This is a genomic window from Actinocrinis sp. (genome assembly GCF_035946395.1).
Classification (GTDB): domain Bacteria; phylum Actinomycetota; class Actinomycetes; order Streptomycetales; family Catenulisporaceae; genus Actinocrinis.
This window is the reverse complement of the sequence record NZ_DASYZI010000320.1, coordinates 52,577-76,396: the sequence shown is the minus strand read 5'-3', so window position 1 is coordinate 76,396 and position 23,820 is coordinate 52,577. Positions and strand designations below refer to the sequence as shown.

Here is a 23,820-nt window from a genome sequence, read left to right as displayed (position 1 = left end):
GATCGACCACTGCGTCGGAAACGTCGAGCGGATGGCGCAGTGGGTGGACTTCTACAACCGGGTGCTCGGCTTCACCAACCTCAAGGAGTTCATCGGCGACGACATCGCCACCGAGTACTCCGCGCTGATGTCGAAGGTGGTGGCCAGCGGCAACCACCGGGTGAAGTTCCCGATCAACGAGCCGGCGGCCGGTAAGCGCAAGTCGCAGATCGACGAATACCTGGAGTTCTACGGCGGCCCCGGAGTGCAGCACATCGCGCTGGCCACCGGCGACATCGTGGCCAGCGTGCGGGCGATGCGCGAGATGGGCGTGGAGTTCCTGGAGACCCCGGACGCCTACTACGACACGCTCGGCGAGTGGGCCGGCGAGACCCGTGTCCCGCTCGACACCCTGCGCGAGCTGCGCATCCTGGCCGACCGGGACGAGGACGGCTACCTGCTGCAAATCTTCACCAAGCCGGTGCAGGACCGGCCGACCGTCTTCTTCGAGCTGATCGAGCGGCACGGCTCGCTCGGCTTCGGCAAGGGCAACTTCAAGGCCCTGTTCGAGGCGATCGAGCGGGAGCAGGCCCGCCGGGGGAATCTGTAGCTGGGCAGCGGGCAGTAGGGAGCAGCGGCAATGGAGGAACGGGCGAATGGGTGAAAAATCCATATATTTTCGTAGGCCCCGAGCATTCATGAGCGCAGCCGGCTGAGGAGCCCGAGATGGCGTACTACCGCTCGCTGGGCGACGTTCCGCCCAAGCGTCACACGCAGCATCGGCGTGCGGACGGCGGACTGTACTACGAAGAGCTGATGGGAGAGGAGGGCTTCTTCTCCGACTCCGCGCTGCTCTACCACCGCCACATCCCCTCGGCGATCGTGGACGCGGCGGTGTGGGAACTGCCGGACCAGACGCTCACCCCGAACCATCCGCTCAAGCCACGGCACCTCAAGCTGCACACCCTGTCCGAGGGCCGGGAGTGGAAGACAACGGACGTGGTCACCGGCCGGCGGCTCGTGCTCGGCAACGCCGATGTGCGGATCTCGTACGCGGTCGCCGGCGAGGCGTCGCCGTTGTACCGCAACGCGATCGGCGACGAGTGCGTGTACATCGAATCCGGCGCGGGCTTGGTCGAAACGGTCTTCGGCACACTGCCGGTGCGGCAGGGCGACTACGTCCTGCTGCCGCGCGCCACCACGCACCGCTGGCTCCCCGACGGAGTCGAACCGCTGCGCGCCTACGTCATCGAGGCCAACAGCCACATCACTCCGGCGCGCCGCTACCTGTCGAAGTTCGGCCAGCTGCTCGAACACGCGCCGTACTGCGAGCGTGACCTGCACGGCCCGCGGGAACTCCTGGCGGCGCCAAGTGATCAGGAATCGCACGAAGACGTGCCCGTGCTGGTAAAGCACCGCACGCCGCAGGGAATCAGGGGCACGCGTTACGTCTACCCGCACCACCCCTTCGACGTGGTCGGCTGGGACGGATGTCTGTACCCGTACACGTTCAACGTCTCAGACTTCGAGCCGATCACCGGGCGGATCCACCAGCCGCCGCCCGCGCACCAGGTCTTCGAGGGCGCGCGGTTCGTGATCTGCAACTTCGTCCCGCGCAAGGTGGATTACCACCCGTTGTCCATCCCGGTGCCGTACTACCACTCGAACGTGGACTCGGACGAGGTGATGTTCTACTGCGGCGGGAACTACGAGGCGCGCAGGGGCTCCGGGATCGGTCAGGGCTCGATCTCGCTGCACCCCGGCGGGCACGCGCACGGGCCGCAGCCCGGCGCCTACGAGCGCAGCATCGGCGCGCAGTTCTTCGACGAACTCGCGGTGATGGTCGACACCTTCCGCCCGCTCGACCTCGGCGAGGGCGGGATCGCCGTCGAGGACGAGGGCTACGCGTGGACCTGGTCGGGACGGGGGCCGAGCACGTGAGCCGCGCCGAGGACGCCGAAGCCGCCGATCGCGGGAACCGCGCGTGGACCGGGCCGGGCAGGAGACCACAGTCGTGACCGACGCCGTGGCCACCGATGCCGCAGGGCGCGGCATCCCGCCGCTGTTCGCGCGGCTCTGCGACGACGCGGCCCTGTTCCCGCCGGGCAACGTCCCTGCCGCGCGGGCCGTGCCGGCACACCGCGCGCACCGGGCCTCCTGGTACCGGGACCTGGTCGGCCCGTTCCTCGCCGCCCCGAAACACCTGACCGACGTGGCGCAAGCGGCGCGCGACGACGAGACGCTCGTCCAGCTGGTCCTCGTCGTGCCGAACGGGCCGGGCAGCCTCGCGAGCGCGGTGCGGGCGACCGCGAGCGAACCAGGGATCGAACTCGTCGGCGTCGAGCTGGCCTGCGCCGCGGACGGCTCGCCCGCCGCAGCGGCGCGCGAAGCAGTCTGGGCGCTGGATCGCGAGCTGCCCCCGGGTGTCGGCGGCGTGGTCGAGGTGCGGCGCGGCGCGGGGCTCGCCGAGGCGCTGGACGTTGTCGCCGCGAGTTCGTTCCGGGCGAAGCTGCGCACCGGCGGCGCCGTGGCGCAGGCCTTCCCGGCAGAGGTGGAACTCGCCGAGTTCATCGTCGGCTGCGTCGTGCGCCGCCTGTCGTTCAAGTGCACTGCCGGCCTGCATGAGGCGATACGGCACACCGACAAGGTGACCGGGTTCGAGCACCACGGCTTCCTCAACATCCTGACCGCCACCGGCGCGGCCGTACAGGGTGCTGACGCGTCGCTGGTCGCTTCGCTGCTCGGCGTGCGGTCGGGGACGGAACTCGTCGGCGCTCTTCGACAGCTGACGCCGGACGCGACCGCCCGGACCCGTCGCGCTTTCACCGCGTATGGCACGTGCAGCATCGCCGAACCGTTGGCAGACCTCGTCAGGCTCGGCGCGCTGGAACTCGAATGAGCTCGGTCGCGGTCGGCGCAAGCGCGGCGGGCGGCGTCAGCGGCGGAACAGGCCCTTGCGCGGCCGCAGGATCTTGATGACGCTGTGGTGCAGGGCGCCGGTGAAGACGATGGGCGGCCCGGACACGTTGGCGACGTGGCGCGCGCCCCGGTCCTTCACCTGGGCGTGATGGCGGCCGACTGCGGTCAGGTCCACCACGGCGTCACTTGCCACCAATATCTTGATCACGCTGTGCCGCGCGGTGACGTTGATGGTCACCCCGTCGCGCGGCAGGGCCGGGGTGCGCAGGTCGATGGCGCAGGCGCTGTGCTTCAGGTCCGCGGTGATCTCCTGCGGCACCAGCCAGGCGCCGAGCCGCTCGACCACGCCGTGGGTCACCGCCAGGCGCACCGGCTTCGCGACCGCGGCCGCCGCCTTGGCACCGGCCGGCTCGGGCAGATCCGCGAGCAGGACCCTGATGTCGCCGGCGGTGCGGGCCTCAAGTGCCGCCTCCACCCGGGTCTCCAGCTCGTCGAGCGTGATCTGGCCGTCGCCGGCCGCCGCGCGCAGCCGCTCCACGGCGTCGTCGCGCTCCCGGTCGCCGATCCGCAGCGCCGGGGCCGCAGCCGCGGCCGGGACTGGGGCGTTGGAGGGATCGCTCGTGGTCATGCGCGGATCATACGCGATATGTCGCGAGTTGGCGAGCCGGGTCGATCCCCTCGCGACGCTGGTCGGCGCGTCGTCGTGCGGAGTGGCTCGCAGCTCACTGAGTCCGGTTCACGGGTCGGCCCGCTCACGGCTTGTGGCCGATGCCGCCGTAGATCCAGATCTGCTCCGCCTTGGGGCCGACCTCGCCGTCGGGCTGCCACCAGGGGATCTGCACCACGCCGGGCTCGATCAGTTCCAACCCGTCGAAGAACCGGGTGATCTCCTGCCGGCTGCGCAGCACGAAGGGGGCCGCCGCCTGGCGGTAGCCCTGCACCGCACTGTTCGCGCGGTCCGGCTCGAAGTCGTTGGTGCCGTGCGAGACGACCAGGTAGCTGCCCGGCACCATGACCCGCTTGAGCTCCTCCACCAGTTCGTGCGGCTTCTCGGCGTGCTTGATGAAGTGCAGCACCGCGACCAGCAGGATGGCGATCGGCTGCGAGAAGTCGAGCACCTCGCGCGCGCGGGGGTGGTTGATGATCGAACTCGGGTCGCGCAGGTCGGCCTGGACGACCGTGGTGTGTTTCGGGTCGTGCCGGGCGAGCAGCGCGGTGGCGTGGGTCAGCACGATCGGGTCGTTGTCCACGTAGACCACGCGGGCCTCGGGCTGCACCGAGTGCGCGACGTCGTTGGTGTTGTCCGGGCCGGGGATGCCGGTGCCTATGTCAAGGAACTGGTGAATGCCGTTGCGCGCGAGGTAACGCACGGCACGTCCGAGGAATCTGCGGTTTGCGCGGGCCATGTCGCGGCCCTCGGGCAGGACCGCCAGCACCTCCTCGGCGGCGTCCCGGTCGATCTGGTAGTTGTCCCTGCCGCCGAGGTAGTAGTCGTACATCCGGGCCGGATGCGCGACGCCGGTGTCGATCTTCGCCGCGTCGAACCCGGGTTTGAGCAGACCCTTGCCGAGAATCGGGGGATCGTCTTTGGGCATGCTCGCCTCCGCGGGAAGAGCCGGGTTCTGCGCAAGCCGCAGTCCGGACCCGAGGCCGGACGCCGTCTGCCGGGTTTGATGGTAACCGAGTCTTACCGACTCTGACGCCGATGGATTTCTAGACCTTGCCGATCCCGGCGTGATCTCGCCGCGCGCAGGGCGACTCGCCGGGGTGAGCACTGTGTGTCAGTCTGCGACGACTCCCAGCCGCGCGCGCTCCGCGTCCACGACCCGCCGGGCCAGCGCCGTCTCGGAAACATCGCGCGCCTGCGGCGACGTCTCGGCGGTCTCGCTGCGCCTGGCGTAGGCGTCGAACAGCTGCGTCTTGGCCTCCAGCAGTTCGAGCATCCGTTCGTCCACGCTGTCGGCCACCAGCAGCCGGTGCACCTGGACCCTGCGCACCTGGCCGAGCCGGTGCGCGCGGGCGATCGCCTGTGTTTCGAGCGTCGGCTTGACCTGCGGCTCGCACAGGATCACCACCGAGGCGGCCTGCACGTTGAGGCCGACCCCGCCGGCCTGGATCTGGCTGACCAGCACGGCCGGTCCGCGGGTGGCCGCGAACTGGTCGACCAGCTCCTGCCGGCGCGGCGGCGGCACCGAGCCGGTCAGCGGCCCGAGCACCGGCGGGCCCGGCGCCTGCCGTGCGAGCACCTCGCGGACCGTGTCGAGCACGTCGCGGAAGTAGGAGAAGACCACGACCTTGCGCCCCGAGTCGCAGGCCTCGTCGACGAGCTCGACCAGGCGGCGCAGCTTCGACGAACCGCGCACGCTCCCGGCGGCGTAGGCGGCCCGGCGCATCGCCATGAAGTTTCCCTCGTCCACCGCCTGCCGGTAGACGGCCAGTTCCTGCGGGCCGAACTCCTCCCACTCGTCGACCCGGGTCAGTTCGGGCAGCTCGGCGAGCACGTCCTCCTGGTTGCGGCGCAGATACGCCGGGGCGACGGCGCGGCGGAAGGCCTTCGACCCGGCGACGGCGTCGATCTCGACCGTCTCGTCCACCAGGCCAGGCTGGAGGTAGTCCACCAGGTTGCGGAACTCCTCGACCCGGTTCTCCATCGGCGTGCCGGTCAGGAACAGCACCCGGTCGATCCCGCGGGTCCATTCCCGCAGATGGTACGAGCGCCGTGTGCCGGGGTTCTTCACGTAGTGTGCTTCGTCGACCACGAGCATGCCGACCCTGATACGCGGCGGCAGGCCGAGCGCGCTCACCGTCTCGAAGGTCGTGATGCCCACGCCGCCCGACGCGGCCCAGGCGCGCAGCTGCTCGTCGCGGTGGGCGCCGTGCAGCCGGTACGGCCGCAGGGTGCTGTGGCCGCGCACCTCGCGCATCCAGTTGATCAGGACGCTGGCCGGGCACACCACCAGGAAGTGCCGTTCGCCCTCGGCCCGTAGGTGAGCCATCGCCGCCACGGCCTCGACGGTCTTGCCGCAGCCCATCTCGTCGCCGATGATGACGCGCCGCCCGGCCAGCGCGAAGCGCGCGCCGAACTCCTGGTAGCCGCGCAGCGAGACGCGCAGATGCCGGGTGTCGAGTTGCTGCTCGCCGATCTTCTCGGCGAGCTGCTCGGGCAGGAAGCCGCGGGACGCCTCGGCGTCCTCCTGCACGCCGATGATCCTGGCCAGCGTGCCGAAGTAGTCCGCGGCCCGCTTCTCGAAGTCACGGCGGATCGTGGCCGGCCGCGGCCTGGGCGCCCGCAGCCGCTTGTCGGCGGTCTCGATCCGCTTGAGGTCGCGCTGCGTGGCGGGCGCGTCCAGCAGCTCTTCGAGCCCTGTGACGGCGCGCTCGGCCTCGGCCCGCCGCCGCGCCGCGGTGAACGTGCGCCGCAGCCTGCTGCGCAGCGGCGTGGCACCGGTGATCAGCCGGCTGAGCTGGTCGCCGAGGCGCCGGGCGGGCTCGCGTGCCCGTTCCGTCGCGCTCTGCGCGTTCTGCACCCGGTGCAGCGCGGCAAGCAACGCGGCGCCGTGCGCGTCGTCGGGATCGACGTCGGCGGAGATCCGCGTGTCCGCGCCGACCGCCTCCGCGAGCCGCCGCGCCGCCGCGTCGGCCTGGGCGGCGGTCTGCGCGCCGACGCCGTTGATCTGCTCAAGCCGCTCGGTCCCGGCGGACAGCACGGCGTACACGTCGGCGTAACCGGCCTTCTCCAGCCTGGCGACCGGGAGGCGCGGCACGACCTCCTTCAGCCGGTCGACCGGCGTCGAGCTCAGCTGCTCGCGCACCACGGCCGAATGCAGCGCGCCGTACGCCTCGCGCACCTCCTGCTGGGCGTGCTGGTCGTTCTCCAGCAGGCTGCGCGCCGACGTGACAGCCGCCGACGCGCGCTGAAGCAGAGCCCTGACGGCTGACGGCGTCGTCACGGCATGCGGTTGAGGACGTCCGTATAGAGGAGCCGGCCGCCGAGCAGGCGCAGCGCGGCGAGTCGCGAGTCGCTGCGTCCGAGGTCTTCGGTGCGTGAACCGCGCTCAACGAAGAACACGTCCCACCAGCCGTCCCCGCCCTCGGTCACGCACCAGCTCTGTTCCTTGACCCGGCCCTCGCTGATCAGCCCCGGCGGCGCCCCGACGTTGGAGAACCAGGAGAGCTGGCTGACCGGGTCCTGTGCGAACACGCCTCCGACCTCTGATTCGGCCGGCCCGGCCGGCCCCGTCAGGGCCAGCTCCTCGACGAAGCCCGCGCCGACCAGGTCCGCCACCGGCATCAGCGCGAAGTGCTGCACGCCGCCGCCGCTCTGGCCGAACCAGGGCGCGACGGGCCCGGACCAGACCGCGGTCTCCTTCAGGACGCGCCACTGGCGATATCCGGACGCTGCGTAATCGATGGGGAGCGAGCGCTCGGCGAACGTTGTGTCCACGTCGTACAGGATGCGCGAGAACGTCGGTCCGAACGAGTCGACCACCGTCCCCGGTTCGAGGCGCGCGGGCTGCCGTTCGGTGGCCGAGGCGAAACCGTCCGGGTACTCGCCCTGCGCCGGCCAGACCAGGCGGCGCGCACCCGGCGCGGCGTCGGCGTCTTCGGGTTCGACGAACCGCCCGGCCCAGTCGGCTTCACCGAGCCCGCCGTAGGGGTCCGCGTCGGCGAGCAGCGAGCGCACCGCCGGATGGTCGAGTGACACGCCGCCGACCGAAGCGCCGACGCCGGTCCCGGGAACCACGTCCTGGCGGCCTGTCAGGCCCCCGCCGATCTGGCCGAGGAAGCCGTAGCAGGCCGCTTCCTCGTTGTCGTAGACACACTGGTCGTGGTGGCCGCCGCGCTCGTACCAGAAGACCTCGAAGGCGCCATCGTCGTGCGGGAGGAGGCAGTAGTGGTCGTCACGGAGCCGGCCGAGGGACGCCACGCTGTCGGGCACCTGTAGGAGGCGCAGGACGAGCCCGAGTTCTTCCATGTTCACAGTGGCTTCTCCCTCAGGTAGCCGCCCTTGATGAGGGCCTCGACCGAGACGGGCAGGTAGTGCTGGACGCCGCCGCCCGGTTCACCCATCTGCGGGGCGATCCCGCCCTGCCACGCCGGCAATGGCTTGATCACCTCATACTGATGGTAGCTGGCGCCGTCGAGGCTGCTCGCGGGCAACGCGCGGTCCGGATACGGGACGCCCGCGGGGGAGGTGAACTTTCCGTTGGGGCCGCCGAAGCGGTCGATGGTCTGGCCGGGGGAGAGCACGACCGGCTCGCGGTCCGTCGGGCTGGAGAAACCGTCGGGGTACTTGTTCCCGTCGGCCCAATCCAGACTACCGTCGGGCTTCGTGATGCTCTGCATCCAGGCGTCGCGGCCCTGGCCGTGATACGGGTCGTAGCCCGGCGGCAGCAGGCCTTGGACGGCCGGGTTGCCGCGGTCGACCCCGGCCGGCGGGTCGGGCCAGTTGCCGTGCTGGGCCTTGTACGCCCGGCTCTCGGCGCCGAGCTTGTCCTGGATCGACTGGAGACGCAGCTGCTCGGCTTCGGCCAGGTCCGGGTGCACGAGCTTGCTCGTCGGGATCGGCTTGCCGTTGGCGTCCAGGTAGCGCACGGGCTTGCCGGCGTTGGCCGGATCGAGGATGTCGCCGAACTTCTGCCGCATCGCGGCGGCCTTCCCGGCGTCCTGGACCGCGCCGCCCTTCCCGGCCTTCTCGGCGAGGTCGACCAGCTTGTGCGCGTTCTCCGCGTCGGCCTTGCCGATCCGCTCGACGACCGCTTCGGTGTTCTTCCCCGCACTGCGGTAGAAGTCCTCGACGGCCTTGCCGGCGTCCGTGCTCAGCGTGCGGCCCACGCGCTGCGCCGCGTCTTCGAGCGCTTTGACGATGGGATTCGACACAGGAAGGCCCCCGCCACTCTTGCCGTTTCGCCGTCCGAGGGATCAGGACTGGCGGAGTCTCGCAGAGATCGAATGGCGTTGTCAACGAGCCGTGATCTTGTCAACGAGCCATTGGGTCGACGAGGGACGGGCAGACGAATCGCTCCGTCACCCGGCCGGGCGGATCACTGCGCCCACAGGCCGCGCACGTGGCCGAGGTGGCGCGTCATCACGGCTCGCACGGCCGGTTCGTCGCGGGCGAGCAGCGCGTCGAGCAGCTCCAGATGCTCCTGCGCCGAGGCTTCCAGCAGGCCGCGCTCGGCCAGCCGGGTCAGGCCGTAGAGGCGCGAGCGCTTGCGCAGGTCGCCGACGACCTCGACCAGGTGCCGGTTGCCGGCCAGGGCGAGCAGCCCGAGGTGGAAACGCCGGTCCGCCTCGACGTACCCGATCAGGTCGGCGGCTTTCGCGGCGGCGACGATCTGCTCGGCGTCGGGCCGCAGCGCGACGAGTTCGGCGGCCGACGCGGTCGAGGCGAGCGCGGCGACCACCGGGACCTCGATGAGGGATCTGATGTGCGTGTACTCGTCCAGCTGCCGCCCGGTGACGGCGGTGACCCGGAAGCCCTTGTTGGAGACCGTTTCCACCAGGCCCTCGCGCACCAGGTCGAGCATCGCCTCGCGCACCGGGGTCGCCGACACGCCGAAGCGTGCCGCCAGCGCCGGGGCCGAGTACAGCTCGCCCGGCCGCAACTGCCCGCTCACCAGCGCCGCGCGCAGGGCGTGCGCGACCTGGTCGCGGTAGTTGCGCCGCGCACCGCCGAGCGGCGGCAGTGCGTCCATCCGGGCATTCGTCTGGTCGAGTTCGTTCACAGCAGGAATCCGGCGGGGAAGGGGTCGGTGGGGTCGAGCAGATATTGTGCCGTGCCCGTGATCCACGCGCGTCCGGTGACCGTCGGCAGCACGGCGGGTACCGGTCCGACCTCGGTGGTGCCGATCAGCCGGCCGGTGAACGTGCTGCCGATCAGCGACTCGTTGACGAAGTCCTGATGCAGCGGCAGTTCTCCGCGGGCGTGCAACTGAGCCATTCTGGCCGCGGTTCCGGTGCCGCAGGGAGAGCGGTCGAACCAGCCGGGGTGAATCGCCATCGCGTGCTGCGAGTGCCGTGCGTTCGCGCCGGGCGCGACCAGGTGCACGTGATGGCAGCCGGTGATCGTCGGATCGGCCGGATGCACCGGCGGCTCCTCGTTGATCGCGTCCATCAGCGACAGGCCGGCGGCCAGCATCTCGTTCTTCGCGGCGCGCTCGAAGGGCAGGGCGAACTGGTCCAGCGGCAGGATCGCGTAGAAGTTGCCGCCGTAGGCGAGGTCGTAGGTGACGGTGCGGCCGTCCGGCAGCAGAGCCTTGCGATCCAGGCCGGCGGCGAACGACGGCACCATCAGCAGCCTGACGGCGGTCGCGGCGCCGTCGCGCACCGACACCTCGGCGGTGACCAGCCCGGCCGGCGTGTCCAGCCGGATCGTGGTGACCGGCTCGACCACCGGCACCATCCCGGTCTCGGCCAGCACCGTCGCCACGCCGATGGCGCCGTGCCCGCACATCGGCAGGCAGCCGGAGACCTCGATGAACAGCACGCCGTAGTCGGCGTCGGGCCGGGTCGGCGGTTGCAGGATCGCGCCGCTCATCGCCGAGTGCCCGCGCGGCTCGAACATCAGCAGGGTACGCAGATCGTCCAGGTGCTCGATGAAGTGCACGCGGCGCTCGGACATCGTCGCGCCGGGGATCACGCCGACTCCGCCGGTGATCACCCGCGTGGGCATGCCCTCCGTGTGCGAGTCCACCGCGTGCAGGATCAGCTTGCTGCGCATCGGCTCACAGTCCTCTCTTGAAGATCCGGCGGTCCGCGCGGCGGGTCGTCACCGGAGCCCGGCGGCCAGGACCTTCTCGGTGGCCGCGCGGACCGCCGCCGCCTGGTCCGGCTCCAGCGGTCCGCGCGGGGGGCGGCACGGCCCGCCGCGCCGCCCGGCCAGGTCCATCGACAGCTTGATCGCCTGCACGAACTCGGTCCTGGAATCCCAGCGCAGCAGCGGATGCAGCTGCCGGTACAGCGGCAGCGCGCTCGCCAGGTCGCCGGCCGTCGCGGCGCGGTAGAGCTCGACCGTCGCGCGTGGCAGGGCGTTGGGATACCCGGCGACCCAGCCCTTCGCCCCGGCCACCGCGAGTTCCAGCAGCACGTCGTCCGCGCCGGCCAGCAGGTCGAGCTCCGGTGCCAGTTCGCTGATCCGATACGCGCGCCGCACGTCGCCGCTGAACTCCTTGACCGCCTGGACGAGCCCGTCGGCGTGCAGCGAGGCCAGCAGTTCGGGGGTGAGATCCACCTTCGTGTCGTGCGGGTTGTTGTAGGCGATGATCGGCAGGCCGACCTCGGCGACCGCCGCGTAGTGCGCGCGCACCGCGCGCTCGTCGGCGCGGTAGGCGTTCGGCGGCAGCAGCATCACCGCCTTGGCGCCGGCCTCGGCCGCGTATTGAGCCCACCGCCGTGACTCGGCACTGCCGTACGCGCCGACGCCGGGGACGACCCGATCGCCGCCGACCGCCGAAACGGCCGCGTCGACGACGCTCGCTCGTTCCTCGGCGGTGAGCGTCTGGTATTCGCCGAGCGAGCCGTTGGGCACCACGGCGTCGCAACCCTCTTCGATCAGCCAGGCGCAGTGCGCGGCGTAGGCGTCGTAGTCGATGCCCAGATCCTCGCGCAGCGGCAAGGCGGTCGCCACGAGGACTCCATGCCACGGACGGCGTGTATCAGGATTATTCATCGGTTCCGTACCCTTCCTCGGCTGCTTCTCCCGACCGTGCGAGGACGCCGAGCGGCACGGGCCGGGCGAATGGGGTCCGCGCGGCCGTGGCGGGGCATCCGGCGACCGCTGCGACGCCGGGCGTGCACATGCGCCCCTGGCACCAGCCCATGCCGGCGCGAGTCAGCAGCTTGATCGTCCGCAGGTCGGTCGCTCCCAGTTCCCGGACCGCGCCGCGTACTGCGCCGGCCGGGACTTCCTCGCAGCGGCACACGACCGTCTCGTCGGCCAGCGCGTCGATCATCGTCGCCGGCGTCGAGTAGACCGTGTCGAGTGCTGCGAAGAAATCCCGCAGACGTGTGCGTGCACGTACCAGCCGCGCCGTCCTGCCGGCGTCCGGCGCCCGGTCGAGCAGCGTCGCCGCGGCGGAGATTCCGGCGATCTCGCCTTCCACCACGGCGAGAGCCGACCCGCCGATCCCGGTCGCCTCTCCCGCCGCCCAGAGCCCCGGGATGTCAGTGCGCTGTTCGTCGTCGACCCAGACCGTCTGGGCCCCGTCGCCGAGCAGGCGTGCGCCGAGTGCGCCGGCCAGGTCGAGGTGGGGTAGCAGTCCGTGCCCGACGGCCAGTGCGTCGCACGGGATCCACTTCGCAGAGCCTTGACATACCTGCCCCTGCCGGTCCAGGGCGGCGACCGTCACGGATTCGACGCGCGTGGCGCCGTGTGCGGCCAGAACCGTGTGCCGGTACCGGATCGGAACGCGGTGGCGCAGCAGCGTGGCCGCGTATCCGGCGGCCTCGGCGAGCTTGCCGGGGTGCGCGGCGAGCGCTGGAGCGAGGCGCCTCAGGTCCCGTGCATCGGCGGACTCGATCAGCGCACTGATCCGGGCGCCGGCCTGCGCCAGACCGGCGGCCACCGGGAGCAGCAGCGGGCCGGTTCCGGCGACCACCACGTTCTGCCCGGGCAGCACGAGCATGCCCTTGAGCATCGCCTGCGCGGCGCCCGCCGTGATCACGCCCGGCAGGGTCCAGCCGGGGAAAGGCAGTACCTTCTCGTACGCGCCGGTCGCGAGCAGCAGCGCGTCTGCGCGCACTGACACCGGATGGTCTTGCCCGGCCCCGTCCTGTTCGGCGCCGGCCAGGGCGTGCACGACGAAGCCGCTGGCCGATTGCTCGGCGAACCACACGTGATGGTCGGCCAGGTGCCGGACGCGACCCGCCGCCGCGTGGATGTCGAACCGGCGGCGCAGCGACAGCCAGGTCCGCACGTCGTGATGCAGGGCCTGCGGCCGCCGGGCGTGCAGTCGGGCCGCCGGTTGCCGGTAGAACTGGCCGCCGATCCGCCGGCCGGCGTCGACGAGTGTCACCGGGATGCCCGCGTCGGCCGCGGCCAGCGCGCCGGCGAGCCCGGCGGGCCCGGCGCCGACGACGAGCAGGCCGGCGGCCGGGCGGGGCGGCGTGCCGGGTGCCCTGTCAGGGCTCGGGGGATCGATGTCAGAGGTCGTGGACATCGTGGCCCGTTCCCTCCTGCGTGCGCACGACGTCGCCGGGCCGCGCCGCGGTGAGGCAGGCGCGCTGGTTCGGCTGCCCGTTGACCGTGACGAGGCAGTCGAAGCAGACCCCGATGCCGCAGAAGACGCCGCGTGCCTTTCCACCGCGGCGGGTGTACCGCCATGACACGATCCCGTCCCGCCACAACGCGGCGGCGATCGAGTGGCCTGGCAGCGCCTGGACTTCCCGGCCGTCGATCCGCAGCGTGAACGGCGCCTCCGGCCGTGCCGAGACCAGGGCCTCCGGTGTGCGTCGAATCAGCATGCTTCCTCCGCTGGGTTCGGGAAGTGCGGCCCGGAGAACCGGTCGGGCCGGAACGCGGACAGGTCGAGGCCGGCCGGCAACCCGAGCAGGGCGCGCGAGATCAGGTGCCCGGTCGCCGGGGCCAGGCCGATCCCGGCCCCCTCGTGCCCGCATGCGTGGAAGAGGCCTGGCACGCGCGGATCCGGTCCGATGGCCGGCAGATGGTCCGGCAGGTACGGCCGGAAGCCGGTATACGCGCGGATCGCGTTCACCCGCGCCAGCGTCGGGAACAGCGCCACTGCCTGCGCGGCGAGGCGGCGCAGCACCGGCAGGCTGATGCCCCGGTCGAAGCCCACCCGCTCGCGGCTCGCCCCGATGAGTACGGGTCCTGACGCCGTCCCCTCGACCACGGCTGAGGTCTGCAAGGCCGCGGAGCGGCTCGTCACGTCGGCGACGTAGTCCGCCGCGTAGACCTTGTGCCGGATCAGCGGCGGCAGCGGCTCGGTGACCAGGATGAATCCACGCCGCGGCTGCACCGGCAACGTCACGGCGGCCAGCCCGGCGATGTCGGCGCCCCAGACGCCCGCGGCGTTGACCACGGCCGGGGTGTGGATCTCACCTCGGTCGGTCACCACCGCACGCACCGCGCCGTCCGGCGTGCGCAGCAGCGCAGTGACATTCTCACCTGCGCGCAGCCGGGCGCCCGCGCGGCGGGCCGCCGCGAGCAGATGCGCCGCCGCGAGTGCCGGCTGCACCTGCGCGTCCTGCGGATAGAACACGCCGCCGGCCAATCCCGCGGTCAGTCGCGGTTCGAGTTCGCCCAAGCCGTCGGCCGCGACCACGCTCGCCTCGACGCCGCGGTGACGCTGCTGCTGCGCCAGCTCGCGCAGTGCGTCAAAACCCGGTGAATCCGCCGCGACGACGAGCCCGCCCTTGAGCTCGAACTCGATGTCGCCGCCGAACGGTTCGGCCGCGATCTGCCGCCACAGCCGCGCGGACAGCAGCGCGAGGTCCAGTTCCGGTCCTGGGGGCTTGTCTGACAGCAGGAGGTTGCCTTCACCGGCGCCGGTGGTCCCGCCGGCCACCGGCCCGCGATCCACCACCACGACGTCGAGCCCGGCCCGCGCGGCGTAGTAGGCGCAGGCCGCGCCCACGATGCCGGCGCCGACGATGACGACGTCGCAGACCGAGTCCCGGATCACCCCAGTACAATGTCACATGTCACTGCCGATGTCATGCCTTCCGGTGGCGCCACATGTTCGATCAGGGTTTGATTCGCCGCGGCCTGGCGTTCTGCCGGCCTGGAGATCATCCTCGTGGGGCACGCCAGGCGACGGGGCGCCGCCGATGTAGCAGGGGACATCGGCGTCGCCTGCTCCGTCGTGCTGCGCGTCCAGTACGGGCGTGTCGTGTTGCGTCCCGCTCCGTCGCGTCTGTGTCTGGTGCTGTCGCGGCCCGGCTGCCCTACTGGCGTGCCCGGTCGGCTGGCCTGCGCTGTCGCTGTCGTGTCGGTGCCCAGCGCGATGATGGGAACGTGCGGATCGCGGTCACCTTCGACCCTGTCGAGCCCGGCGACCTGAGCCTGTCCGGCTGGTTGCAGGTCTTGGCCGACGACGGCACGCCCGCACAGCCGCCGTCCCACGCGCCCGACCTAGCCGCCGTGATCGCGCGGCGGGAGCGGACCGACGCGCCGCGCTGGGTGTGGACCGCCACCGAGAGCGAGTATCCGCGCCTGCTGAGCGCCGGGGTCCGAGTCGAACGCTGTCACGACGTCGTGCTCACCGAAGCGCTGTTACTCGCCCGTGCGGGTCGGGGCGGCGATCCGCGTTCGCTCGCGGCTGCGTGGGCGCGGTTGCACGGTCTGCCGGTGCCCGAGGATCCGAGGCCGGTCGCGCCGCAGGAGCAGACGGCGCTGTTCGGGATCACCGCGCTGTTCGGGACCGGGACCGGGGGCGGCGGTGTGCCGGACGCGTCGCGGCAGATTGAGATGCTGGTCGCGGTGCATGCCGACCAATTGCGCCGCATCGCCGCCACTGCGCCGACCTCGGCCGCCACAGGCGCCGCGATTACTGCCGGCGCTGGGACGACTGCTGATAATGCGATTACCGCAGTGAATCGCACGACTGGTACGACCAGTGTGACTGGTGTGACTGGTGTGACTGGTGTGACTGGTACAATTAGCGGGCCCGCAGCCGCAGCCCTGACCACCCTCGTCGCCGCCGAATCCGCGGGCGGCTTGGTCGCCGCTGAGATCGCCGCGCGCGGCGTGCCATGGCGCGTTGACGCGCACGACGCCGTGCTAACCGAGCTGCTCGGCCCGCGGCCGTTCGGTGATGCGTTACCCGCCAAGCTCGCCGAGCTTGGCATTCGGGTGGGCGAGGCATTCGGGTATCCGCCGGGCCGTGGCTTCAATCCGGACTCGCCGACGCAGGTGCTGCGCGCGCTGCGGTATGCCGGATTCTCCGTCAACTCCACGCGCGCCTGGGAGCTGCGTGCGATCAAGCACCCCGGCGTCGAGCTGCTGCTGGAGTACAAGGAGCTCTCCCGGCTGCACGCCGCGCACGGCTGGGCCTGGCAGGACGCGTGGGTGAAGGACGGCCGGTTCCGCCCCGAGTACGTCGTCGGCGGCGTCGTCTCGGGCCGCTGGGCCACCCGCAACAGCGGCGCGTTGCAGATTCCGCGCATCATGCGCCGCGCCGTCGTCGCGGATGACGGATGGTCGCTGGTGGTCGCGGACGCAGGGCAGCTCGAACCAAGGGTGCTCGCCGCAGTGTCCGGCGACGTAGGCCTCGCCCGCGCCGCCGCAGCCGGCGACCTTTACGAGGCGCTGGCTGCGGAGGCGTTCGCCGGCGACCGCGCCAAGGCGAAGCTCGCGCTGCTCGGCGCGATGTACGGGCAGACCAGCGGCGGCATCGGTCCACTGCTCGCGGTGCTGCGCAAGCGGTTCCCGGCAGCCATGGCCTACGTGGAGGACGCGGCCAGGGCGGGGGAGCGCGGCGCGGTCGTCCACTCCCGTCTCGGGCGTGCCTGCCCGCCGCCCTCGTCCAGTTGGCGCAAGGTGGTCAGCGGCATGGACGGCATCGATGCCGATGCCGATGCGAGCCCGGACTCGGAAACCGGCATGGGATCGGGAGCGGGCTGGGGCCGAGGCTCCGGGCCGGCCGACGGCGCAGGGTTCGAACCTGCGGCGCTCGGTGCGCCCGGCTTCGCCGACACGTTCGACGACCTTGCGGGCGCGCACGGCGGCGCGGACTCGGCACGCCGCTCGGGGCAGGCGGCGCGCAGCCGCGGCCGGTTCACGCGCAACTTCGTGATCCAGGCCAGCGCCGCCGACTGGGCGCTGGTGTGGCTCGCCGTACTGCGCCGCCGACTCGCGCAGCTCGGCGGCGTTACCGGCGCGGGTCGCAGCGGGGTCCACCAGTCCGGTCAAGCCGCCGCAGACCGGGCCGCGGACCTCGCCGCCGCGCCGCATCTCGTCTTCTTCGTGCATGACGAAGTCGTGGTCCACACGCCTAAGCCGCTGGCCGAAGCCGCCGCGCAGGCTGTCGCCGACGCGGCGGACGAGGCACGCCGCGTCGTCTTCGGCCCCACCGCGGTCCGCTTCCCGCTGGCCACCGCCGTCGTCGACTGCTACGCCGACGCGAAGTGAGCCGGGCGGGCCCGGGTGGCGCGGCGGTAAAATCAGGGTTCTTTGTTTCCCGGCCGTTTCCGCCCCGGGCTTATTGACACGCTTCGATCCAGTGCGCAATGGTGGTCGCGTCCACCCGGCGTACCAGTGTTCTCATCCGGGCGGTCGCCGGTGAGGACGTGCGGGTCCGACGTCGCTGTCGAGGCGAGGTCGTTTCCGGCGTTGAGCGGCGGCGGTCGCGCGCGGTCAGCGAGGCGGGACACGGTCTGCGGGGGAGACACCGCTGCACGGCTCGACGGCTCCAGTACTTACGGCTCCAGTACCACGGTGCGGCGACGTACCGGTGCGCCACCACGGGGATCGCGATCGCACTACGGCCGCCGGCCGTCGGCGACGGGCCCCGGGGCGGGCCGCGGCGCGGCGGACCGAGCCCGGAGCGAAAGGACGGACTCGACCGTGATCACGCTGGTACCGCTGTCCGGATTCCTCGGCTCAGGCAAGACCACCACATTGATCAGCGCGGCCGTCGCCATGCAGCGCACCGGCCGGCGGGTCGCCGTGGTGACCAACGACGCCGGTCCCGCGGGCCTAGTGGACACCGACCTGGCCCGCGCCGGACTCGACCACGTCGCCGAGGTGACCGGTGGCTGCTACTGCCACCACCCCGACGAACTCGCCGCGCACGTGGCCCGGCTGGCCGATTCGGGCGGCATCGACACCGTGCTCGTCGAGGCGGCAGGCAACTGCTTCGACCTGCGGCCCGCACTCGTCCCGCTGCGCCGCCGCCTCGGCGATCGCGTGGTCATCGCCCCGCAGACCGTGGTCGTCGACCCGCTGCGGTTGGCCGCGTTCGCGGGCGCCGCGGATCTCAGCGGCCGCGAATACGAGCTCGCGTACGTGTTCGGCCGCCAGCTCGCCGCGGCCGACCTGCTCGCGGTCAACAAGACCGATCTGATCGGCGCCGAGCAGACCGCGAAGCTCACGGCGCGTCTCGCCGCCGACCACCCGCAGGCGACCGTCCTGCCCTACAGCGCCGTGAGCGGCGCCGGCATCGACGAACTCGTACGTGCGTGGGGCCGCGACGTCGCGACGCCCGAACCCGACTACGAACTGGACCATGCACGCTACGTCGACGCCGAGGCGAGGCTGGCGTGGGCGAATCTGGCCTTCGGCGTCGACGCCGTCGACGACACGTTCGACGCGTCCGTCTGGGGGCGCGCCGTGCTGCGCCATCTGTCGGAGTGGAGCGCCGCGACCGGCTACTTCGTCGGCCACGCCAAGGTCGCCGTGCGTACTCGTGCGGGGCTGGCGAAGCTCAGCGTGACCGAGTCGGGGGCCGCTCCCCGAGCGGACCGCTCCGCGGCCCGGCCGGTCGAGCGCGGTTCGGCGACCGTCAACGTACGGATCGCCTGCCCTCCGTCGGTTCTCGACGATGCCGTGCTCGCCGCGATCGCGGCCGCGGACGCCGTCGGCCGCGCCCGGTCGGACGTCCCGCCGCCCGCCTCGTTCCGCTCGACACAACCGCTGCCGCCGCCGAGCCTCGCGCGGACGGCGGGGGCTGACGCAGTACTGCGCTGACCGCAGGCCGGACTCGCCGCGTCGCCGGATCGTCACGCGCGAATCAGACCACAGAGTTGGACGACAGAGCCAGGCCACAGAGTCAAGCCACAGAGTCAGGCCGCGGAACCAGAAATCAGGGCTGCGGACTCGGTCGCTCTCAGAGCGACCCGGTGCTGCGGCGACCGACGGCAACGCGGCCAGGCGATGGCCATCGGCCCGCAAGCCCGGCCACCGATCCTCGGTCGCTCTGAATCAGATGACCGACTCCCGTTCGACCTTGAGCCAGGCCAGGTTCAGCTCCTGCGCGCTGTGCGCCACGAGCCGGCTCAGCAGCACCGACTCGGGTCCGACGCCGAGTGCCTCGGCCAGCCCGGCCTGTGCCGCGGCGACGTGCGGACGAGCGCCGCAGGCCGCGCGCAGGTCCAGCGACCGGCGCAGCAGGGCCAGCCCCGTGTCCCGGTCCTGGCCGAGCATGTGGAAGCCCTGATGCCGCACCACGTACGATTCGAGCAGCAGGTCCTCCTCGTCGAGCGCGCTGCCGAGCGCCCGCCGGTACAGCGCCTGCGCGCTCTCGTCGTCCCCGCGCAGGTTTTCCGTCGACACGCCGTGCCAGAACGTCGCCCAGCCGGGCGTCTTCACGTCGAGCCGAGCGAACTCGGTCACCGGGTCCGGTCCCAGCGGCGTGTCCCCGGACTTGAGCAGCTGGCGCCAGTATTCGAGCACTGCGGTCAGAAAGGCCGCGTCGTCCGGTTCGCGGTCCTCGATCGCGTGAATCGCGGCCGTCGCCCCGGTCACCGGGTCGAGGCGCCAGGTGTGCCGATCCACCAGGATCTCGGCGCGCAGGACCGCGCCCGGCGTGCTGTCCGGCACGAGACGCAGCGCGCCGTCCCAATCGCCGGCACGTTGCAGCCGCCGCGCGGGACCGAGTTCGGGATCGGCGTAGTACGTCCTGTCGCTTTTCATGGAGACCGATTCTGTCGGATGCGTGTCAAGTCGGCGAGAAGTCCGGCCGACGATATCGAGTCGAAATGCGTCAAGTCGAGATGCGCGGCGATGGAAAGTCACGGGCGCGTATTCACCGGCGGGCGCGAGAAGTCCGCCGCGCTGCCGCCCTTGCCGTGTTCATACGTTCGGACCGGTTTCCGCACTGCTTGCCGGACCGGCCGTCGAGCCGGTCGTCAGTCCAGCCGGGCGGCCCATGTCAGGGCTCCCTCAAGGTGTGCGCGGAACCGGTGGTCGGCATACGCGGCCTCGGCGTGGCCCAGCGCCGTGTAGAACGATCGGCCGCCGCAGTGCTCGTGACACCAGGCCAGCGGATGATCGAGTCCCGAGGTTCCGCCCTCGTAGCAGCGTTCGTCCACGGATGCCAGTACACGTGCCATTCCACGGGGGTTGGCGTCGAATTCATACCATTCGTCATCGAACATCCACTGCGCGGGCAGGTGCGAGGTGGCCGGATGACGCTGGTCCTCCACCGTCACCACGGCGGGCTGGAAGTGCGGGTGCCGGGTGAAGCGCGCGCCGACCAGTTCTCCGAAGAAGCCCCAGTCCGGCTCGGTCCCGGCGGCGAGGTGGACGCCGACGAAGCCGCCGCCGGCCCGCACCCACTCGCTGAACGCGGCGCGCCCCCCGTCGGTAAGCACCTCGCCGCTGGTCGAGAGGAAAACCACCACCTGGTAGCCGCCCAGATTCTCCGGCGTGAAGGCTTCGGGCTCCTCGGTCGCGTCCACCGCGAGGCCGGCGTCCCGGCCCAGCTCGCGGAGCGCGGCGATCCCGGCCGGGATCGAGTCGTGCCGGTACCGCGTGGTCCGCGTGTACACCAGTGCGCGCTGCATCGGCCTATCGTAGAGCGGTGGGTCGGCCGCCACGCCGAACGCCGCATCTTCGACCAACCCCTGGTGAAGCGACGTCAGCCGATCCCGGGGATCTCCCGACTCGACCAAGCCGTGTGCGATGATTCCGGTCGTGGCTGATCACGACGGCGCAGTGTCGAACGGCGCGCACGGCGCTGTGCCGCCGGTCGTCCCGGCACCGGTGTGGGTGGTCGCGGGCGCGCCGGGCGCAGGCAAGTCCACGGTCGCCGGGCTGCTGGCCGAGCGTCTCACGCCGCATCCGGCCGTGCTGGACAAGGACACCGTGTACGGCTCCTTCGTCGCGGCGGTCCTCGCCTCGGCCGGGCGCGAACCCGGGGAGCGCGAAGGCGCGTGGTACGACGACAATGTCAAAGTCCACGAATATCAGGGCCTGACCTACACGGCCCGCGAGATCCGCGACCACGGCTGCCCGGTGCTGCTGGTCGGGCCGTTCACCGGGCAGATCCGCGATCCCGCCGTCTGGGAGGCCTGGCGTGCGGGGCTCGGTGGGGGAGACGTGCGCCTGGTGTGGGTGTCCTGCGACGCGGAAGTTCTACGCAGGCGGCTGATCGCTCGGGGCAGTGAACGCGACGGCGCCAAGCTCGCCGCTTACGCGCGGTTCGTCGAGCGTATGCGTCCTGACGAGCCGCCGCCGGTCCCGCACGTCGCGATCCACAACGCGAAGGACCGCGTCCAGGATGGCACGGCGGACGCGCTGATCGATCAGATCGAGCAGTTGGTGCGGACAAGTCGGCCACTTGGTGAGACAGTGAACGGAGCGCACTCATGATCACCGTGGTGCAGGTCAGTGATGTCCACTTCGGTACCTCGGAGCGCAACGAGGACCGGGCGAACCGGCTCTTCGCGCGGCTCGCCGCGCTGCACCGGCCGGTGGACGCGCTCGTGATCACCGGCGACATCGCCGACCACGGCGCCGTGGCGGAGTACGAGAAGGCCCGGGCCGCGCTCGCCACGCAACCGTTCCCGGTGTTCACCTGCCCGGGCAACCACGACGACCGCGCGGCGTACAGCAGGATCCTGCTCGGCTCGGAACAGCCCGAGGGGCCGATCAACCAGGTCCAGAGCGCGGCAGGCGCCGTCTTCGCCCTCTGTGACTCCACGGTCCCCGGCGAGCCCGGCGGCTTTCTGGCCGACGAGACGCTGGAGTGGCTGGACCGTACGCTCACCGACGCTCCGGCGGGGGCACCGGTCTTCGTGTGCTTCCATCATCCGCCGGTGCGGACATACGTGCCGTTCCTCGACGGGATGATGCAGACCGGCGGCGAGCGGCTGGCCGCCGTCCTCGGCCGGCACGACAACGTCGTCGCGATCCTGGCAGGCCACGTGCACACGCCGGCCGCGACCATGTTCGCCGGACTGCCGCTGGTGATCGCGCCTTCGGTGATCTCCACGGTGTTGCTTCCGTGGGAGGGCGACGAGATCATGGACAACGAGGCGCCCGCCGCGCTCGCCTTCCACATCCTCGACGACGAGCGGCGGCTCACCACGCACTTCCGCGTGATCCTGTGACAGTGCCCTGCGGCTTTCGGCCGGCTTCTGTCACATCCGCTATTTCAGTGAGCTGACGACCTGGTACCCGGGCTCCGCCTGGCTCTGCACGGTCAGGGTGACGTTCTCGGGCGGCCCCGACACGCGCAGTGTGTATCGCATGCCGGGCCACCCGACCACGCCGACGTCGGCCTGCGGCGTCAGCACGCGGTCCGAGCGCAGCGCCTCGTGCACCACCGCGACGCGGTACCCGACCGGCACGACCGTGGCCGTTGCCAGCACCGATTGCGCCGACTCGATCAGGCGCCGCGCGGCGGCCAGCGCGTGCGGCAGGATCGTTGACGCGCTTCCGGGCTGGCCGAGTACGACGCCGTAGACGCGCCGTGGCCGACCGTCCGGCCCCGATGACAGGTCCGCGCCGAACATGAGGCAGCCACCGGCCGCCAGTGTCGAGCCGGTCTTGATCCCGATCACGCCGTCCCGGCCGAGCAGCGCGTTGTAGTTGCGGATCGTCCCGGCGACCGGGATGACGGCGCTGCGTTCGCCCACGATCTCGGTGAACGTCGGGTCGCGTATGGCCGCCGCAGCCAGCAGCAACTGGTCCGGAGCCGTGGACACCGTGCCGCGGTCGAGGCCCGAGGGGTCCGTGTACCTGGAATGTGTCATCCCGAGCCGCGTGGCGGTTTTGTTCATCCGGGTCAGGAACGCGGGAACACTCCCGGCATCCCACCGCGCCGCCAACTGCGCGATGTTGTCAGCGGACGCGAGCAGCAGCGCCTGAAGCGCCTGGCGCTCGGTCAGCGCCTCGCCGCTCACGACCGGCACGAGCGACTCGTGCTCGGCGAGCTGCCGGCCATACGCGACCGCATCCTCACGCGAGACGGTGATCGACGGTCCCGGTGCGTCCGCCGCGAGCGGATGGTCGGTGAGGATCTGGTACGCGGTGAGCACCTTCGCGACGCTCGCGATGGGCACCGCGGTGGCCACCTGCCCGGACGTGCCGAGCCCGCCGAGGCCCGACACGGTGAGCGCGGCCTGTCCCGACTGCGGCCACGGGATCGTCGGCGGCGTGCCCGGGAAGACGTACGTCGCGGGTACCTCCTGCACGACCCGCGGTACCCACGCCGACGACGCGAAGGCCGCGATGGCCCCGCCGAGAGCCACCGCGAGCAGCCCGAACACCAGCCAGAGCAGCACTCGCGGCCGCTGCTGACCGGGTCGCCCGAACTCGACCCGGGTGCGCGGCGTCCGGCGCGGGCGGACACGTCCTCGTCTCACGCGGAGCAAACTATGCCAAAGCGGGGAATCCGCTTCGTACGGCGCGCGTGGCGCGTCCTTGCGATCCACGCCATTGGAGGGGGACTGCCGTTTGCAATCGGACAGTCGCACTTGGTTGTCGTAGGCGTCGTGGCGGTATCGTCGGGCCGCTGCCATCAGCCGGAGTTATCGGCCAGAGTCATGGAGCACAGCCGTCGGGCACCGTCATCAGTCGAGCAGCGCGTCCAGGCTCGCGTCGAGATCCAGATGCCGCAGCTCCTGGCCCGCCGGCACCGCGCGGTACGACCAGTGCAAGAACCGGCGCACGTCGGCGGCCGTGAACTCGACCGCGGCCACGCCGTGCGGCGACGCGAACTCGATCATCACCCGGCCCGGACCGCACGGCCACAGGTGCACATCTCCCTCGCCGGTGGGGGCGTACAGGCCGTCGTCCAGCAACTCGCGGGCGAAGACCCACTCGACGTCCCCGCCCTCCAGGCTGATCGCGGCCGGGAACGCGAGGTGCACGGCGTAGGGGTCGTCGCGCAGATAACGCAGGTTGGCGTGGATCCCACGGGACACGTACGGGCTGATCACGAGACGGCCCATCAGGGCCTGGTCGACGGTGGCGAGCATGGTCGCCGCTCCTTCCACTCGGGTCCGGTACGAACT

General features: G+C 71.5%; 22 protein-coding genes. 7 read left to right on the top strand and 15 right to left on the bottom strand.

All coding sequences use genetic code 11. The annotated features are described in order from the left end of the window. The 3 genes from hppD to VGS97_RS19715 all read left to right on the top strand — a co-directional run. The coding region (gene hppD, locus VGS97_RS19725) for a 4-hydroxyphenylpyruvate dioxygenase (protein WP_326855066.1) at window positions 1–589 on the top strand (589 nt) is incomplete at its 5' end. A gap of 116 nt (window positions 590–705) precedes the next feature. Beyond that, on the top strand, window positions 706–1,920 hold the full coding sequence (locus VGS97_RS19720; protein WP_326855065.1) for a homogentisate 1,2-dioxygenase: 1,215 nt from the start codon (window positions 706–708) through the stop codon (window positions 1,918–1,920). 73 nt (window positions 1,921–1,993) lie between these two features. Next, window positions 1,994–2,878 carry a hypothetical protein gene (locus VGS97_RS19715; RefSeq protein ID WP_326855064.1) on the top strand — a complete coding sequence of 295 codons (885 nt, stop codon included), beginning with the start codon at window positions 1,994–1,996 and terminating at the stop codon, window positions 2,876–2,878. A 36-nt stretch (window positions 2,879–2,914) separates the two neighbouring features. On the opposite strand, the gene VGS97_RS19710 is transcribed toward VGS97_RS19715, so the two are convergent. The 11 genes from VGS97_RS19710 to VGS97_RS19660 form a co-directional block, all read right to left on the bottom strand. Further along, on the bottom strand, window positions 2,915–3,526 hold the full coding sequence (locus VGS97_RS19710) for a DUF1707 domain-containing protein (protein WP_326855063.1): 612 nt from the start codon (window positions 3,524–3,526) through the stop codon (window positions 2,915–2,917). A gap of 124 nt (window positions 3,527–3,650) precedes the next feature. Continuing rightward, window positions 3,651–4,493 (bottom strand): SAM-dependent methyltransferase, encoded by an 843-nt coding sequence (locus tag VGS97_RS19705; protein WP_326855062.1) that lies wholly within the window; start codon window positions 4,491–4,493, stop codon window positions 3,651–3,653. Between the two features lie 186 nt (window positions 4,494–4,679). Next, the gene (locus VGS97_RS19700) at window positions 4,680–6,848 is read right to left on the bottom strand and encodes a DEAD/DEAH box helicase (RefSeq protein ID WP_326855061.1); all 2,169 of its coding nucleotides are present in this window, start codon (window positions 6,846–6,848) and stop codon (window positions 4,680–4,682) included. Continuing rightward, window positions 6,845–7,873, bottom strand: coding sequence for a TNT domain-containing protein (locus VGS97_RS19695; RefSeq protein ID WP_326855067.1), 1,029 nt, complete (start codon window positions 7,871–7,873; stop codon window positions 6,845–6,847). The genes VGS97_RS19700 and VGS97_RS19695 overlap by 4 nt, the downstream gene beginning before the upstream one ends. Before the next feature lie 2 nt (window positions 7,874–7,875). Next, a complete protein-coding gene (locus VGS97_RS19690) occupies window positions 7,876–8,778 on the bottom strand; it encodes a TNT domain-containing protein (protein WP_326855060.1) in 903 nt (300 codons plus the stop codon). Between the two features lie 164 nt (window positions 8,779–8,942). Continuing rightward, window positions 8,943–9,596 (bottom strand): GntR family transcriptional regulator, encoded by a 654-nt coding sequence (locus VGS97_RS19685; RefSeq protein WP_349262197.1) that lies wholly within the window; start codon window positions 9,594–9,596, stop codon window positions 8,943–8,945. Between the two features lie 26 nt (window positions 9,597–9,622). Then, a complete protein-coding gene (locus tag VGS97_RS19680) occupies window positions 9,623–10,621 on the bottom strand; it encodes a proline racemase family protein (RefSeq protein ID WP_326855058.1) in 999 nt (332 codons plus the stop codon). Between the two features lie 48 nt (window positions 10,622–10,669). Next, the gene (locus tag VGS97_RS19675; RefSeq protein WP_349262195.1) at window positions 10,670–11,569 is read right to left on the bottom strand and encodes a dihydrodipicolinate synthase family protein; all 900 of its coding nucleotides are present in this window, start codon (window positions 11,567–11,569) and stop codon (window positions 10,670–10,672) included. Next, window positions 11,562–13,058 (bottom strand): NAD(P)/FAD-dependent oxidoreductase, encoded by a 1,497-nt coding sequence (locus tag VGS97_RS19670; RefSeq protein WP_326855056.1) that lies wholly within the window; start codon window positions 13,056–13,058, stop codon window positions 11,562–11,564. The genes VGS97_RS19675 and VGS97_RS19670 overlap by 8 nt, the downstream gene beginning before the upstream one ends. After that, the gene (locus VGS97_RS19665; protein ID WP_326855055.1) at window positions 13,042–13,362 is read right to left on the bottom strand and encodes a (2Fe-2S)-binding protein; all 321 of its coding nucleotides are present in this window, start codon (window positions 13,360–13,362) and stop codon (window positions 13,042–13,044) included. The genes VGS97_RS19670 and VGS97_RS19665 overlap by 17 nt, the downstream gene beginning before the upstream one ends. After that, on the bottom strand, window positions 13,356–14,543 hold the full coding sequence (locus tag VGS97_RS19660) for an FAD-binding oxidoreductase (protein ID WP_326855054.1): 1,188 nt from the start codon (window positions 14,541–14,543) through the stop codon (window positions 13,356–13,358). The genes VGS97_RS19665 and VGS97_RS19660 overlap by 7 nt, the downstream gene beginning before the upstream one ends. A 497-nt stretch (window positions 14,544–15,040) precedes the next feature. Here VGS97_RS19660 and VGS97_RS19655 point away from each other — a divergent pair, with 497 nt between their 5' ends. Beyond that, window positions 15,041–16,990 (top strand): bifunctional 3'-5' exonuclease/DNA polymerase, encoded by a 1,950-nt coding sequence (locus VGS97_RS19655; protein ID WP_414641758.1) that lies wholly within the window; start codon window positions 15,041–15,043, stop codon window positions 16,988–16,990. A 435-nt stretch (window positions 16,991–17,425) separates the two neighbouring features. Next, complete coding sequence (locus tag VGS97_RS19650) at window positions 17,426–18,547, top strand: GTP-binding protein (protein WP_326855052.1); 1,122 nt, start codon at window positions 17,426–17,428, stop codon at window positions 18,545–18,547. A 234-nt stretch (window positions 18,548–18,781) separates the two neighbouring features. Here the strand turns inward: VGS97_RS19650 and VGS97_RS19645 are convergent, their stop codons facing one another. Together VGS97_RS19645 and VGS97_RS19640 are read right to left on the bottom strand one after the other, a co-directional pair. Next, window positions 18,782–19,492 (bottom strand): hypothetical protein, encoded by a 711-nt coding sequence (locus tag VGS97_RS19645; RefSeq protein ID WP_326855051.1) that lies wholly within the window; start codon window positions 19,490–19,492, stop codon window positions 18,782–18,784. A 215-nt stretch (window positions 19,493–19,707) separates the two neighbouring features. Continuing rightward, entirely contained in the window at window positions 19,708–20,364 is a 657-nt protein-coding gene (locus VGS97_RS19640) for a ThuA domain-containing protein (RefSeq protein ID WP_326855050.1), read from the bottom strand. Between the two features lie 175 nt (window positions 20,365–20,539). Here VGS97_RS19640 and VGS97_RS19635 point away from each other — a divergent pair, with 175 nt between their 5' ends. Together VGS97_RS19635 and VGS97_RS19630 are read left to right on the top strand one after the other, a co-directional pair. After that, window positions 20,540–21,172, top strand: a complete 633-nt coding sequence (locus tag VGS97_RS19635) for an AAA family ATPase (RefSeq protein WP_414641757.1) — start codon at window positions 20,540–20,542, stop codon at window positions 21,170–21,172. Beyond that, window positions 21,169–21,912 carry a metallophosphoesterase gene (locus VGS97_RS19630; RefSeq protein WP_326855048.1) on the top strand — a complete coding sequence of 248 codons (744 nt, stop codon included), beginning with the start codon at window positions 21,169–21,171 and terminating at the stop codon, window positions 21,910–21,912. The genes VGS97_RS19635 and VGS97_RS19630 overlap by 4 nt, the downstream gene beginning before the upstream one ends. A 39-nt stretch (window positions 21,913–21,951) precedes the next feature. Here the strand turns inward: VGS97_RS19630 and VGS97_RS19625 are convergent, their stop codons facing one another. Further along, window positions 21,952–23,169, bottom strand: coding sequence for a D-alanyl-D-alanine carboxypeptidase (locus tag VGS97_RS19625; protein ID WP_326855047.1), 1,218 nt, complete (start codon window positions 23,167–23,169; stop codon window positions 21,952–21,954). Between the two features lie 207 nt (window positions 23,170–23,376). After that, window positions 23,377–23,784 (bottom strand): SsgA family sporulation/cell division regulator, encoded by a 408-nt coding sequence (locus VGS97_RS19620; protein ID WP_326855046.1) that lies wholly within the window; start codon window positions 23,782–23,784, stop codon window positions 23,377–23,379. Window positions 23,785–23,820: the final 36 nt, after the last annotated feature.